Origin of the sequence: Furfurilactobacillus milii, assembly GCF_009864005.1 — a bacterium.
In the GTDB taxonomy this organism is placed as follows: Bacteria; Bacillota; Bacilli; order Lactobacillales; family Lactobacillaceae; genus Furfurilactobacillus; species Furfurilactobacillus rossiae_B.
Genome location: NZ_WEZQ01000011.1, coordinates 95,769 through 110,988, shown reverse-complemented (window position 1 = coordinate 110,988; position 15,220 = coordinate 95,769). Strand labels below are relative to the sequence as shown.

General features: G+C 39.3%; 16 protein-coding genes. 13 read left to right on the top strand and 3 right to left on the bottom strand.

All coding sequences use genetic code 11. The features are described from left to right. Positions 1–20: 20 nt before the first annotated feature. Positions 21–251, bottom strand: a complete 231-nt coding sequence (locus GB993_RS07040; protein WP_017260839.1) for a helix-turn-helix domain-containing protein — start codon at positions 249–251, stop codon at positions 21–23. A gap of 138 nt (positions 252–389) precedes the next feature. Here GB993_RS07040 and GB993_RS07035 point away from each other — a divergent pair, with 138 nt between their 5' ends. The 13 genes from GB993_RS07035 (at position 390) to GB993_RS06975 (ending at position 11,400) form a co-directional block, all read left to right on the top strand. Next, positions 390–581, top strand: coding sequence for a helix-turn-helix domain-containing protein (locus GB993_RS07035; RefSeq protein WP_161003671.1), 192 nt, complete (start codon positions 390–392; stop codon positions 579–581). Between the two features lie 46 nt (positions 582–627). Beyond that, on the top strand, positions 628–1,581 hold the full coding sequence (locus GB993_RS07030; protein ID WP_161003670.1) for a DUF4184 family protein: 954 nt from the start codon (positions 628–630) through the stop codon (positions 1,579–1,581). A 12-nt stretch (positions 1,582–1,593) separates the two neighbouring features. After that, a complete protein-coding gene (locus tag GB993_RS07025) occupies positions 1,594–2,793 on the top strand; it encodes a hypothetical protein (protein WP_161003669.1) in 1,200 nt (399 codons plus the stop codon). A gap of 6 nt (positions 2,794–2,799) precedes the next feature. Continuing rightward, positions 2,800–4,110 (top strand): hypothetical protein, encoded by a 1,311-nt coding sequence (locus GB993_RS07020; protein ID WP_161003668.1) that lies wholly within the window; start codon positions 2,800–2,802, stop codon positions 4,108–4,110. Between the two features lie 39 nt (positions 4,111–4,149). Next, positions 4,150–4,449: a hypothetical protein gene (locus tag GB993_RS07015; RefSeq protein WP_161003667.1), complete on the top strand. Its 300-nt coding sequence runs from the start codon at positions 4,150–4,152 to the stop codon at positions 4,447–4,449. A gap of 38 nt (positions 4,450–4,487) precedes the next feature. Continuing rightward, the gene (locus GB993_RS07010; protein ID WP_161003666.1) at positions 4,488–5,621 is read left to right on the top strand and encodes a hypothetical protein; all 1,134 of its coding nucleotides are present in this window, start codon (positions 4,488–4,490) and stop codon (positions 5,619–5,621) included. 393 nt (positions 5,622–6,014) lie between these two features. Continuing rightward, positions 6,015–6,560, top strand: a complete 546-nt coding sequence (locus tag GB993_RS07005) for a hypothetical protein (protein ID WP_161003665.1) — start codon at positions 6,015–6,017, stop codon at positions 6,558–6,560. Between the two features lie 77 nt (positions 6,561–6,637). Further along, positions 6,638–6,997, top strand: coding sequence for a hypothetical protein (locus GB993_RS07000; protein WP_161003664.1), 360 nt, complete (start codon positions 6,638–6,640; stop codon positions 6,995–6,997). A 42-nt stretch (positions 6,998–7,039) separates the two neighbouring features. After that, the gene (locus GB993_RS06995; RefSeq protein WP_161003663.1) at positions 7,040–7,678 is read left to right on the top strand and encodes a hypothetical protein; all 639 of its coding nucleotides are present in this window, start codon (positions 7,040–7,042) and stop codon (positions 7,676–7,678) included. 59 nt (positions 7,679–7,737) lie between these two features. Beyond that, positions 7,738–8,406 carry a DUF3862 domain-containing protein gene (locus GB993_RS06990; RefSeq protein ID WP_161003662.1) on the top strand — a complete coding sequence of 223 codons (669 nt, stop codon included), beginning with the start codon at positions 7,738–7,740 and terminating at the stop codon, positions 8,404–8,406. Positions 8,407–8,532: 126 nt separating this feature from the next. Further along, positions 8,533–9,765, top strand: a complete 1,233-nt coding sequence (locus tag GB993_RS06985; RefSeq protein WP_161003661.1) for a hypothetical protein — start codon at positions 8,533–8,535, stop codon at positions 9,763–9,765. A 375-nt stretch (positions 9,766–10,140) separates the two neighbouring features. Beyond that, the gene (locus tag GB993_RS06980) at positions 10,141–10,761 is read left to right on the top strand and encodes a DUF4352 domain-containing protein (protein ID WP_161003660.1); all 621 of its coding nucleotides are present in this window, start codon (positions 10,141–10,143) and stop codon (positions 10,759–10,761) included. A gap of 51 nt (positions 10,762–10,812) precedes the next feature. Further along, positions 10,813–11,400: a hypothetical protein gene (locus GB993_RS06975; protein WP_161003659.1), complete on the top strand. Its 588-nt coding sequence runs from the start codon at positions 10,813–10,815 to the stop codon at positions 11,398–11,400. A gap of 93 nt (positions 11,401–11,493) precedes the next feature. On the opposite strand, the gene GB993_RS06970 is transcribed toward GB993_RS06975, so the two are convergent. Further along, positions 11,494–13,263, bottom strand: coding sequence for an ABC transporter ATP-binding protein (locus tag GB993_RS06970; RefSeq protein ID WP_161003658.1), 1,770 nt, complete (start codon positions 13,261–13,263; stop codon positions 11,494–11,496). After that, on the bottom strand, positions 13,263–14,981 hold the full coding sequence (locus tag GB993_RS06965; protein ID WP_161003657.1) for an ABC transporter ATP-binding protein: 1,719 nt from the start codon (positions 14,979–14,981) through the stop codon (positions 13,263–13,265). The genes GB993_RS06970 and GB993_RS06965 overlap by 1 nt, the downstream gene beginning before the upstream one ends. Positions 14,982–15,220 lie beyond the last annotated feature (239 nt).

Here is a 15,220-nt window from a genome sequence, read left to right as displayed (position 1 = left end):
ATCATTAATATCTAAACTATTTACTTTCGGCGGCTACTATCGACATATCCTTTAGCCAGCGAGTCAAGTGACCAACCAAAATAGTCCGCTAAAACGAAGAGTCGACTCGGCGGAATGTCGGCGCCCTTTTCGTATCTTTGAATGGCGCTTTTAGAAAATGTAATCGTATAGCGTTTATTCAGCGCGTCAGTTAACTCAGCAATTGATAAACGCTGTGAAGTACGCGCGTTATGCAGGATGTCGTTTAACATAAAAGCTCCTTTTTGCTCTTAATTTTAAAGCAAAAAGAGGGCTTTTTTGCGCTTTCCGTCAATTTATTGTTGCACTTGTTCCGATATCGAGTTATGATTCGAATGCGGGTCGAACGTCAAATGCTAAGGAGTAAAAATGTGAACGAAAAAATGGATTTGAGAACTTACTTATATGCACACAAAATAACGAGAGAACAGTTTGCTGATGCCATTGGAGTTTCAGTCAGTTCGGCTGCGAATAAAATCCATGGTCGAACACCGCTACATGTTGATGAAGCTCAGCTGGCTCATGACAAGTTGGGGATTCCGATTTATATATTTTTGCATTAACGACCCGATTTCGGGTTTAAATATTTAATTGAATGAAGATGATTAAATGGACAGAAATAAGGCCATTGAATATTTCAAAATGATTAACGGAAGAAATCCGACCGAGCAAGAGTTGGATAAACTTTTGTACTCTATTCCTAATGATGGGAAGAGTGCTAGTACGAAAAAAATAGATCAAAATGACAAAATCAATAAAAGAGAAGTTCGTTTAATCAAAATAACAATAGCTGTAACTATTTTGGTAAATATTTTTGCTTTATATCATTTATTGAAATTGGAGTTAAGACCTGAACTTAATTTACATGGCTTCTACGTGGGACTGTCAGCTTTTGGGTTTTTGATAGTCTTGATCTGGTTATTCAGTTGGCGACTAAAGTTAAATTCAAAAAAAGGGAGATTAAACATACATAGTGCTGTTGTACCTTATGTATCTTTTATTGCAGCGGCAGGTATAGCTGTGTTCGGCGTAACGCTCACATTTACGATTCTTTCCTCACATTCAATTTACACAATAAACGTTATAAATAGGCGAATTAGTGAGGGAAAGAAGCTACAAAGTCTATATTTCGATGGTCAGTACGATAAAGTCATTAATAAAAACTTAAAGAAAGCTGAAAAGGCGACCAATTACATGGGTGAAGTTAAAAATCGACAAAATAATGATTTGAAAACTGGAAAAATGCTTAATGATGGCCTTAGTGATAGTAGCGATATTTCGGGCATGAACGGCACAGCTGAAAAATTTAGAAGCTACGATTTTAGAGGAACTCTTAGTAAGAAATACTTAAATCAATTAAATTCTAGAGTAGAGAACTTATATAATTTTGCATTTCAAGTAAATCTCTTTACAGAAAAGTTAGATAAATTTGGCACGACAGGTGACGAGCAACCGTTAAGTAACTTTTTTGATTTAAACACTGCTTTAAAAGTAATTAACAGCAAAAACTACACGGGGCAAGTAACAACAAATGAACTAGAAACGGACGGCTTTTTGAATTAGTGGGAGGGCACTATGAATAAAGACAACACTCAGGAGCTAAGTGATTATTTTGAATTGATTAATGGTCGGAAACCAGACGATGATGAACTCGAGTTTTTGAAGAAATCTGCTGCAATGAATCAAAAAGAGAATTCTGATGCGTCAGTAGAGAATTCAGAAGGTAAATCTGATGTTGAAGAATCCGATAATCGGGAAAATCAAGCTGAAATTGAACGTTTACAGAAAAAACTTGATAAGTATGAAAAAGACACTGAACATGTCGACCTACTGAATCGCTTAACGCCGACGCGCGAACATTGGATATTGATTTTGAAGTTTATTAAGAATAGCGGCATTACGTTTGCAATCCTTGCACTATTTTTCCTTATTTTACCGACATCGTTGTTAGAAGCACTGCCAATGTTCCGCTTTTGGGCATTATTAATCATTTTGGGTTTTACGTATCTTTATCCATTGTTGAGTAGGCGTGAACGCTTCGAGTGGGATGCCAAACTTGAAAAACGACTCACTGAAATGCAACTTGATGGGGCGCGCGTTCGATCAATGTTTAAAAATGTGGCCAACGAAATGGCGGAACGTATACCCCGACAGCCAGACATACCGCGTAGAGAGGAGGCACAGGCACCTGAAAGAGCAGCAGCAGCTCCTCGTCAAGAAACTCCGGCGCAGGATACATTGCAAGATTCGGAAATTAAAGAAACGACACCCCAACCTCGACAAAAAGTCGGCTTCGGAGCTGCGGAAATATTTGCGATTATTGCTGGTGGCCTAGCATTGGCAAGTGTTTATGTGTTCAACTTCATTCAAGTTAATATTCCGATTTTGGGGAACTACGCGACGACACTATCTGACGTCTTAAATGCGCCTGGAGACTTCGTCAATAAGTTTGGTTTAAGCAGTTACATAGATACGAGTGATTTTACGGTGTCCATTGCAATACTCACAATTTGTCCGATTGTTTTCATTCTGTTTGCTATTTTGCCAAGTCGAGTAGCTAAGGTGATTGCTGCATTATCAGCCTTTGTGGAGGCGGCATTTTTAGGAACAGTTGCCGTGAAAATTACGAATGCAATTTCGGAAAGTGAAGTTGCACAGAAAATCACAGAGCAAGCCTCAAACTACTTTGGACCCGGTTTCTGGATATTAATTGGGGCTGTCGTCGTCATGGTATTAACCAGCATTGGGCTAATTACTAAGTCACTTAGAAAGTAGGACAAAATGTCAAAATCCGAGCAATGGAAGAAATGGTTTGAAGAGCACAACCATCGCCAACCAACATTTGATGAATATACAGAAGCTCAAAGTAAAGATTTTCGTTTTGAAGATTCGAGAGATGGTTCCAATCAATCTAAAAAGTCTAGAAAGCATCCGGTTTATAAATTTTTGTTGCTTTTAGCCATCTCGGTTGCGGTTCTTGGCTCGATTTTCTTGTTTGTGAAACATCAAGAGGATGTTAAACATGCGCAAGAAAATCGCAGAACGTTAACCGTTGATAAATTGAAGAAAAATAACAGTTTGATGGTCGCAGCAGTTACGGAATATGCGGCGCTTTCACTGAAGGTGCCCGAATGGGGTGACGCAGAAAATCAATTCTCTAGCATTTCAAATTGGAAGAAAACTGATTTTGGAGATGGCATTTATGAATTTGATAACGGAAACACAGAAGAAAGTATCGGATTTGTTCTGACAGGTTCAAACCAAAATAAAGCAATTTTCAAAGGGAAAAAAGGATCAGAGTTTTCCCCGACCCAAATGAGTAGCATTGTTCACTACTTAAATGCTCATGTTTCAACCAGAAAAATCTCGAAATTGTCAAAAAATGTTCGTGTAGATGGTAAAGAAGGATATAAAGACTCACCAAAAAACATTGTGGGAGGCAAGAAAGAAACTACGAATAAGAACACTAACGTCGATTCAAATCTTTTAACAAATAGTGATTTCAATACGAACATCACAGCCGATTCCGATGCCTTAAAAGCAATTATCTATTACGGAGGTCAAAATTCTGACGCTAGTGGCATATGGAAAGGCTTTGGTTCGGGTGGGAATGAAGTGCCCTTGTCAGTAGAACAAGTTAACGGCTCTGACCCTAAACACTTTATTTTGACAAGCAGTCAAATGGGCGGGGCTGGTCCCAGCTTTCGGTGGCCAGAATTTGCTATAACTCATGATTCCTCAACAAATAAGGATGGCATAGAGTTCTTTACAATGGGCAGTGCACCTTATTTTGCCTCATATGATGACATTGTCAGTTTTGCTAATAATGCTGGGGGACGTAAAAATCTAGCAAATATTGATTACACATTGACAACGGTTTCAGAGGATCAAGACTCAGATAATTTTATGGATGGCAATGGTGCATCTGATAGTAGTGATTCCGGCTCTGACAGCAATGATGACAGTGACTCTGATTCGACTGATAGCGCCGATTCTGACGAAAGCAACGCCGATGATAGTGACTCGTCGAATGATTCTGATCAAAACAGTGTAGATACGAATGATGATAATGATAACGATACGGACAATTAAGGAGTCGTAATCTAACTATTCCTTAGGAGGAAAACTTATATGGTCAATATTGTAGTGATTTTGCTTGCAATTGGCGCAGCCTATTTTCTATTCAAAATACGAGTGTTATTTGAGGTTGGAATATTTCTGTGGTTTTTAGTAACTAGTCACTGGATTATTGCTATTATTACGGCTTTACTTTGCTTATTTTTAGAATCTGCATTTGCAGAATGGCGAGAGGAAAAGCGCAATGAATACATTGGAAAACGCCGTTATGAAGGACGAATGGATGCAGTTGAAACTTCTAAGCAAAGACGCGCAGGTTATGAAAAAGCTAAACAAAAGGACGAAAGATTCTAATTTTTTGACTACTGAATTCATTACGGAGGTATTGACCGTTGAAAATTAGTAAGGCTCGTAAAGATTTAAATAAAAAAATAAACGATGCATGGCAGACGATTGTGATGGATGACGCACAATTTGGTCTTCGTGGTAATAAAAATTTGGGATTCTATTTTGGAAGCAAGGATTTTGAATTAATCCGTCAATATAATTCACAAGAGCAACAGGATTTAACTCGAATTAACCCATGGGGAATTCCAAATGATATTTCTGGCAGCATATTAACTGCCAAAGTTTTAGTCATTATGAAAAATATGGGTACGGCGGCAGACGAATATTCTTTTGATAAAAAGAGTGAGAGACCATTTTATACTCAGTCAAATCAAATTGCTCATACCACTATCCAAGGGAATGCTTTTGAACTTGCAATGCATTCAAACAATAAGCATGATTTTATGCAACAAGGAAGACCTAGGACCATGGCTAAGGTTATCGAAGAGCTCTGTATTCTTCAAGATCCTAAAAAGGCAGTTGAATACTTAAAAGGATTAGAAAGAGATCTTAGCAATATTCTTTTGAGTCAGCGGGGGAAATCAGCATCAGACAGCCAGAAATATATTAATATTCAAAATTTTTATTTGTTTGTAGTCTATCCACTTTTGCAACTTAAATTTTCATTTAACTCATACATTGCTTTTAAGCCACTGACTTTACTCGTAGATCCTTATTATTCTGGAATCGGAAATTATAGGGCGAAAAACGTTCTTAGATTTCAAAGAAATTCAGTGACTTGGGATAATTACTGGCAGAAATACTTAGATGACGATTTGATTCAATTTATGGATGGAGATGTTTCGTTTTTAAAAAGGGAACATGTAACGCGTTTGAGCGATGTTATGCTTCTCCAAGCATTTCCATATCGATCTTTTAGAGGTTCCCGTTTGAACACTAAAATATTGAAACCGATTTATGAGCGACAAAATCTTTTTCTGAAAGCAATGTTAGAACATATTCGTGAATACAATCTTAATAATGAAAACGATGTAATTACTGTAGACTTTGCTCGACCAGGTGGGAGGTCAAAGTCTGTTGCAATGACTATTGCTGATAATAATTGGACGTATACACATGACCCGGCAATCCAAGCTATTTTAAGTAATGCTGTGGTTAAGCCATTGACAAGTAAATAATTAATGTAATGAATTTGGAGAATACAAAATGAGAAATATTCACTCATTTTTGATAAAAAAGTTGGGAGTTTAATTTTAACTTCTATCCTTGTTTTACTTTTAGTAAGCTGTGCAAGTAATACTTCAAAGAAGCAACATGCTTCTTCAGGCAGTGTGCGCGTATCAAAGAGCCTTAAAACAAAAAAATCATCAAGTATAGTTCAGCAAAGCAATAGTAACTCTTCGAGTAATAATGTTTGCAGTAGTTCACAAAGCTCGACAGACAGTCAAAAAACAGTAGCTACTCCTCTTAATATGGACGATATATTTGGATCTGGAAAAATTGATATATTGTTGCGAGCGTTGCTGTTTTATGGCGTAAATAATCCGAACACAAGCTCACAATGGCATGACATGAAAACGTCATTAAATTCCGCCGGAGGAATATGGACTACTGGCATTATGGGAGCACACCCAACATGGATGGCGGGTAGTGGTGAATACAGCGGTAGCTCAAATATTCCATTACCCACGGTAAGAACTGTATTACCGGGAGAGGATTTGAATGCGGACGAAAGCACTCAAGAACGTCATACCGGTGTCACTTATTCAGTCGATAAATTTGATGATGGTGGAAATCCAATTGATGAAGAAAATGAGTACTCAATAAAACTTCAAGATGTCATTGACTTTATAAATGCTAACGGTGGTAAAAACGCACTCAATTCTGTTGACTACCATATGGTATCTCCCGCCGTTCAAAGTTCTAGTGATGATGACAGTTCTGATGATAGTAATACAAGTGAAAGTGACACGAACAACGATGATGGTTCTGATGATGACACAAGCGATAGCGATGTAAGCAGTGACACCAGTAATGATTCCAGTAATTCTGACGATCAGAACAACAATCAAAATGACGTCAATTCTAATGACAACGATGATGGCTCTGATAACTAATAAAAAATTGAATATTTGTTGCGTTGATTTTTAAGCACTTAGAGACAGATTTAGAAAGTGTCTGGAGGGTGAAAACTTTGAACCTTAATCGAACAGTTAAATTTAATAGAATTTGTGTTTTAGGAGCTGCAATGGTGCTTACGCTGGCACTCACTGGGTGTGCATCTTCCAGTTCTTCAGGTAATAAAAAGAGTGTCGTTAAAGAGCTAAAAAGAACAGAAAAGGTTTCAACAGCGCCAGTTAAGAACAAGAGTAATTTCACTGTTGACGACTTGAAGCAGCATCCGAAAATGTCCGCGACTGCTATCACGTTGTACGGAGATACGCATGTCAAAAATAGTCGTAAAGATCAACTGTCATCGACGTATAAAGACAATTTCGAAAAGGGATTTAGCCTTGCGATAGAAAGTGTAAATTCGACAACAGCAAAGTATTAGACGAATTCTGATAAGCTATCAAAATTCAGTTATTACAGCTTATTGGGCAGTAAACATGATCAGGTTGCTTATTACGATACGGAAGATAAAGTGCTGTTAAAGGTGGCACTGTCAGACGTGGTAAGTTATCTGAATAAGACACTGACGCGTGACGAAATGACGAGCACAGTTGGAAAAATTAGTATTGGTTCAAGAAACAACTCCCAAAGTGCAACTACTAAAAAGGATAGTTCAAATGTTTTGACGATGGACGAAGTATATCCTGAAAGCGGTAAGCTTGATCCCAATCTTGACGCTAAAGCGATGGTCTACTATGGAATAAATAATCCCAATGCTAATCCAGAATGGGCGGCACTCAAAAGTTCAATGGGGTCGTTATATAGTTTTTTAGCAGCCCCAAATATGCAATCGGGTGAGATGTATAAACCGGACAAAGAAACACCTGATGGGTTGTATGCCACTACTAAAAGTTATGAACCTGATGACGGCTCAAATTTGCCGTTGCAAGAGCAAGAAAATAATTATGAGTTTATGTATTACTCAGAGATTCATCCAGGTGGGTCAGGGCCATCATCCGCAGTGCTAACTGTGCATTTGCCTGAAGTTGTGAATTTTATTAACGCAGCAGGAGGGAAGTCTGTCTTGAAAAGTGTTCATATTCGAACTGCTCTTGACAACTAGATTTAGGAATTTTTTTGAATTGACAGTCTTGATTAAAATTGCTCCAAAAAGGACTAATTATGACTCAGAAAAAAGGAAAATATTTCCAAATAAAGAAATCTACTTTTGTGCTAACAGTAATAGGACTAACCATGATATTAGTTTTTCTTATCAGCCTACTTGTCATAACAGGGCAAGAAACAAGTCGCTGGCAAAAATATAGCGATGAACAGCAAAAACAAATTGATGATATTACTTGGAAACCACAAGCAATAACGAGACAGGCAACCAACTTAATAAAAATTGGGCAAAATGGTTCCAGTTTTCAAGAAATAAAAGAACTTTTCGGGCAAAGAAATGTCCGTTTGGAAAATGATCTGGTAGAGGGCGACAATGCTTCATGGGAAAATAATGATAAAACTGAATTTGTAAATGTCTCATTTGCTAAGAATCGAGCGAACTATATGGAAATTTACAGTAGGGATGCAAATGCTGGGTATGGAGCACTGCATCACATTATTAGTTTCAATGATTTTAAATCAATAAAGAAAGGAGAATCTATTTTACAAGTTCAGAATAAGCTTGGCAGCCCAAGTGAAGTAGAAACTATTATAAAGGCGGACAATAACAGAACTGACACGTGGACATATGGAAGGGGTATAGATACTCACCAGCAAATCAAATTTTCAAAAGGTGGCTTTTCTATAATCTTTCATAATGGTGTGGTAAGCAAAATACCGCGATTTTAAAATTTTATACGGTATCTGAAAATTGCCAAGAAATAATAATAAATGTGAAATACTGCTCATTTATACAGTTTGAATATTACGATCGATTTTAATGAGTTAGAAATTGATTTAGAAAGAGTCTGAAGAATGAGAACTTTGAGTCTTAATCGAACAGTTAAATTTAATAGAATTTGTATTTTAGTATCTGTAATGGTGTTTACGTTGACTCTTACTGGGTGTGCATCTTCCCATTCTAAGAGTAATAAAAACACTGACGTTAAAGAATCAAAGAGAACAGAAAAGGTTTCAAACTCGACGGTTGAGAACAAGAGTAATTTCACCGTTGATGACTTGAAGCAGCATCCAAAGATGTCTGCGACTGCTATCACGCTGTATGGAGACACACATATTCAGAAGAACCAAAAAGGAAAGCTGTCATCGAAGGATGAAACCAACTTTGAAAAAGGCTTTAATCTGGCAGTAGAAAGTGTAAATTCAACAACAGCAAAGTATTATACGAATTCCGATAAGCTATCAAAATTCAGTTATTACATATTATTGGGCAGTAATCATGATCAAGTAACGTACTATGATACCCAAGATAAAGCCCTTTTAAAGGTTTCGTTGGCTGACGTGATAAGGTATTTGAATAAAACTTTAACGAGTGCTGAAATGACGAGCGTTGCCGATAGTATCGAAATCTCAACAAAAGAATCAGTCAATAAGGCCAAGAACGGTAGTGACACTTCTAGTAGCTCTGAAACACAAACATGGAGTGGTAAAACAGCCGCTGATTTTTTAGAAAAAGTTGATTCGAGCTCACCTGAAGGGGCTTCTATAGTCGGAGAAAAATACGTTATATTTGGGACTGAAGCTATTAAGGGGAGTGATCCCGATATTGATACGTTTATTGAACCTGATAGAGGTGCTGTAGTCCCCGCCAATGATTGGTTTATCAGTGGCGACAATCGTAGTGGTGCTGGTGCCAGATCAGGGGTTGTTCTCACTCAGAACGCAGATGATACAGTGACAATGATAATGTGCAATGGGTTCGACTTAAATCCATATCTAAAAGCAACTGTTCGAGAAAGTGACTATAAAGTGTTATCACAAGAAGATCTCGGCATTCAAGGCAGTCTAACTGATTATTTTGGCGGAAAGAGTAGTGATGACGCTCTTAATTATCCTATTGGACAGGAAGGCGATTCGAGTGATGATAATCAAAGCAGCTCGGATGATCAAGACGATGATTCCAGTGACGATAACCAAAGTAGTTCAGATGATAATACGGATGACAGTAGTTCTGATGATTTCGATCAACAGCAAAACAATCAGAATCAAGCTAACTCTAACAGTGATAATGATGATGCTGATAATTAACACTTTTGAACTTTCTTAGGTGATATGGATAACGGCGCCAATAGAACAAACAGCGATTAGTTCATTCATGTTGATAATTGTAATAAATACGGTGTGGTTACAGTAGCTGCCTTCACTAGAAATCCGGATGGCCTAGTGACAATTCGGATGTGTGAGGGATAGGATTTAGGGTCTTACTTGACGGCAGTGGCACGAGAAAGTGATTGTAAAGCTCTATCTCAAGATGACTTGAATGGCCAAGGAAGCTTAACCAAATGCTTTGGTGGTCAGGGCAGTTATTCTGAAAATGAATCTAATGCACACGAAAGTTCAAATGACTCTGATAACAGAAATAGCGATATCAGTATTCAGGTTTTAAACAAAGGAATGTGAATTATGAAAAAAGGCCCATTGGTATTAAGAATTCTAGTGTTAGTTTTTCTGGTAATCGTATTATTTTTTTCAACACCACCGTTGAAAAGTAAATTGAAGAAAACAAACAATAATCACCCAGTTAATAGTGCCTTGTTGGCCATGCCACCAAGAAGACAAACTTTCAAGCTTAGGGAAGTTGCCGAATCTCGGAATGTGAAGTTAAGAGTTAATAACTTTAAAGTCAAGAGCTTTACTGACAAAGATGCTGATGGAGTTAAACACGTACGCAATTATGGAGTTGTCAATTTTACTATCATCAATGATAGTAATCGCGATTTTCAGTTTGTCGCGTCTGATTTTGAGTTAATGAATCAAGAAGAATATAGCCAATATTTGTCCCAAAATTTTTATGGATCGTCAAGTACGACTCAAAGCACCCCTGACGACGAAAGAACAGATTCTATATCTGTTGACAATTTAGAGCAGGGATCTCATGTTAGTGGGAATCTGTACTTCCAATATCAAAAGGCAAAGCCAAAAGTAGACAAAATGTGGTTTATATTGAAGCATGAAAAAGATTCAAATTATATTGGTCCTTGTCTGTTTCCAGAAGATGTTTCTGTGGATGTGGGGCAAGGGTAGTTGATTTTGACTATGTGGAAGAAATTATACTTTTGATTGGAGCGTTAACTTGTGAAAGAAAGTGTACGAAACAGAAGGTTAGTCAACATTTCATTTTATGCATTGCTTGTTCTAGTGCTTGTCGGTATTTTCTATAATTTTTATTCAACTTGGTCAATTAATAATCAAAATCAGAAGAAAGAAAATTTGCCAAGGCGAGAACTCTATAAAGCAGCAGATGTAAAGAAAAATACAAAGTTGCTGTATACCTATATAGTAATATACGGAGTCTCAAATTATGGTGCCAATTTTTATTTAGATTATCCAAAAAGTAGTCTGCCAGAACTGTCTGATGCAACGGATTGGTCAAAGGTTAGGAATTCTGTCAATACACATAAATTTAAAATTGTTGGATTTAACTACACAGGCACCCCAGGCTTTGATTTACAAACTAAATCAACAAGTGTACTTCCCCTGCGAAAGTTACCAATGTTTCGTGTAACCGAGAACAAAAGCGTATATTACGATGCAGGGTTTTATGAAGTGGATAAATTTAATAATTATGATAAAACTCCTTTTCACACTATTTATCATTTTGTTAACTCATATTACACGAAAGCTCAGGTGAAACGTGTGCTCGATAACGAGGAAATTGATTGAAACGACAATTTTAATTTTAAGTGAATTTGAGCATGAACGTTAAAAATGGCTTCCATTATTTTGCAAATGGAAGTCACTTTTTTTGCACATATCTTATTCAAACACAAACTGGTTATGATACAACTCCGAATAGAACCCGTGTTCATCAAGCAATTGCTGATGAGTTCCTTGCTCAATCACATTGCCATCTTTCAGTACGACGATCTTATCGGCGTTAAGAATGGTTTTCAAACGGTGAGCGATAACAAAGCTGGTGCGGCCTTGAACCACGGCATCCATTGCTTTTTGGATGCGCGCTTCAGTGACGGTATCAACGTTTGAAGTCGCCTCGTCAAGGATCAATAATGATGGGTTAGTGAGGATGGTCCGAGCGATACTGAGCAATTGTTTTTGCCCAGTCGAGAAGACGGAATTTTCGTCCGTGACCTTGGTATCGTAACCATCGTCTAGCGACATAATGAAATCGTGAATGTTGGCTTGCTTAGCAGCTGCAATCATCTCTTCATCAGTGGCATCAGGTTTTCCATACTTAATATTAAATGCAATGGTGCCAGAGAAGAGGACACTATCCTGTAAGACGATTCCGACGTGGTCACGCAGGTTTGTCATGTCGACCTGACGCACATCCTTATTATCAATGGAAACAGTCCCCGAATCGACATCGTAAAAACGGTTCAAGAGGTTCATAACCGTTGTTTTCCCAGAACCGGTAGGACCAACAAGAGCGACCATTTTACCTGGTTCAACGTCAATGGAAACGCCGTGCAGGATTTCACGGCCTTTATCGTAACTGAAGTGCACATCGTTTAGCGAGGCCCTGGTGGAGCCAGCAGGAATAATGGTGCCTTTTTCTGGTCTGATTTCTTCCGGTTCATCAAACATCTGGTTCAAGCGTCGGGCACCAGTAACAGCCAATTGGAACATGCTGTATAGTGTTGAAATTTGGGTGATAGGTTGATAGAACTGCTGCGAATATTGGACGAAGACAACGACCAAACCAAGGGCAGCGGCACGGCTCATGCCTGAGTTCATTGCTATCCAACTACCGGCGAAGATAACAATCGCCGTGTTGACCAACGACATGCCTTGCATCAGTGGAAAGAGCATTCCTGAGTAGGTTTGCGCCCGTGTTGTGGCCTTACGAACGTTTTCGTTGTGAGGCAGAAAACCGTCGATGGAATCCTGTTGCAAACCGTTAGTAATGTTGACCTTTTGACCGGCAATTTGTTCATTGATATACCCGTTCAGTTTGCCGACTTCATCTTGCTGAATATCGGTATACTTGCGGGTACGGTTGATTAAAAAGGTAGCTAGAACGATAGCAATGGGAGCTGAAGCGATGGTAACCCATGCCATTTGCGCGTTTTGTTGGAACACAATAATCAAAATCCCAATCATCAACGCGATGTTGGCCATGATTTCCCCTAGAGCTTCGTTGAGGGCATTGGAGATATTATCCAAATCACTGGTGAAACGGCTGAGAATGTCACCGTCTTGATGGGAATCGAAGAACCGGATTGTCATCCGTTGTAGTTTGCCAAATAAACCACGGCGCATGCGATTCGTTGAGTAGCCTGTAATGTAGGTGATTGCGATGTTCATGACAAATGTTCCTAGGACGCCGATGAAATAGAACAGGCCAAGCAGCCAAACAAAATGAACAAAATCACCTTTATTGCTGACGCCGTGCATCAGGCCAAATACATATTTAGCCAACGAGGTGACTGCCTTTCCTAGGTAAATGGGAGCTTTAACCTGGAAGTAGGTAGAGACGATGATAGCAATAATAACAATCGTAAAACTAATCTTATAATGTTTCAGATAATGATAGAAGAAACGCATGGAGCGACCAACGTCTGACATTAGGCTTCCCCCTTTCCCTTTTGGGTCTCATAAATTTCTTGATAGAAATGGTTATTGGCGACTAATTCTTGATGGGTACCTTCGCCAACGAGTTTCCCGTTATCGAGGACTAAAATGCGATTAGCGTTGATTACGGATGAAATTTTTTCTGCAATGACAAACGTAGTTGTGCCTTTTAGTTCATGGTTCAAAGCTTCCTGAACTAGCTTTTCTGACTCGGCATCTAGCGCAGAAGTGGAGTCATCCAGGATCAAAATCTTGGGCCGGCCAATCACGCCTCGCGTAATGGATAATCGTTGCTTTTGACCACCAGAAAAGTTGCTGGAACGTTCCTCGATATTAGCATCATAGCGATTGGGCAAACGGTCAATGAACTCAGCAGCTTGCGAAATCTTGCTGGCCCGATCCATATCAGCAATTGATGCGTTTTTAAGACCTTGCTGAAGGTTATGAGCAACGGTACCGGAAAACAGGATGGCTCGTTGCAGTACAAAGGCGACTGTTTTACGTAGTGAACGTTCGTTGACGTCTTTCAAGTTAACGCCGCCAACACTAACCGTACCGCTTTGCGGGTCAAACAAACGGGGAATGAGCTGAGCTAGAGTGGATTTACCAGCCCCAGTAGCACCAACGATGCCGATCATTTCGCCGGGTTTAACGTCAAACGAAATGTCTGACAGGGTTGGTTGATCATCACCATCATAAGTGAAGGAGACGTGATCAAATTTAACGGATCCGGTTAAGTCTTGCTCCGGCACATCCTTCTTGTAAACGATGTCTGGCTCAGTGTTCATGATTTCGTTTAACCGGTTTAAGGACACCATTGCACGAGCAGAGAAGGTGAGCATCATACCACCATTAATAATGGCAAACATAATTTGCATCAGATAATTAATAAATGACGCAATGGCGGCAACGGCACCTGGATGCGTTTGGGCAATGTCGCCAGTGAAGTAGATGGCGGCAACCACTGCCATGTTTCCGATCAACATAAAGGCGGGAATCATTAATGAAAAGAGAATACCGACGCCAATATTTTGGTCATTCAGTTTGTCGGAGACAGTATTGAATCGCTTTTGTTCATTATTTTCTTGATTGAATGACTTAACTACGCGGACTCCAGTTAAGTTTTCCTTAGCCAGCTCGTTAACGCGGTCAATCAGGGTCTGCATTAACCCAAAGCGGCGTCCCATCCGACCAAACGTACTAAGAACAACAAGCATAACAAGCACGATTTGGATCACGATGATCCACCAAAGTTGAGGCAGCGTGTTCAGTGCGAGAATCAGCGCACCGACAAACATGATGGGAACTCGAATCAGGGCTTGAAGGACCGTCATAATCAGGTTCTGAACCTGATTGATGTCATTAGTTAACCGGACAACTAAACTACCGGCTGAAAAATGTTCGATGTTACTGAAAGAAAATGCCTGAATTTTGCGATAGGCCATTTCCCGAATCGATGCGGCCATTCCCATGGCTACTTTAGCGGAGAAGATGGTGTTCAACACACCGGCGATCAAACCAACGAGCGCGATGACAATTAATGTGATCCCGATCGTTAGTATTTTATGATTGTTGTTGGCGATGATGGCATTGATCACGTTTTGCAGCAATTTGGGTTGCCACAAACTGGCGGCAGCCATTACGGCCGCCGAAAAAACGGCCCAGAAGATCCCCCAGGCAAAGTGTTTTATGTTGGCGCGGATAATTTTCAAGGTTAATTAACCTTCTTTCTATGAACTATTGCTAATTTGACTTTTCGGTGATGGGCTTACGCTACCGGTTGACAACATTGAAACTTCGCTGTGGGACCGGTTCAAGCCGGAAGTGCACCGTCTTTCACCTCGCCGCCAAGCCTCTGAGAACCGCGAGTCTTGGCGACCGTCCGTGCTGTAAATTCGAGAAGCCCACTCGAATTAACACCACTTTCACTGCTTCGTTTCAATGTTGACGC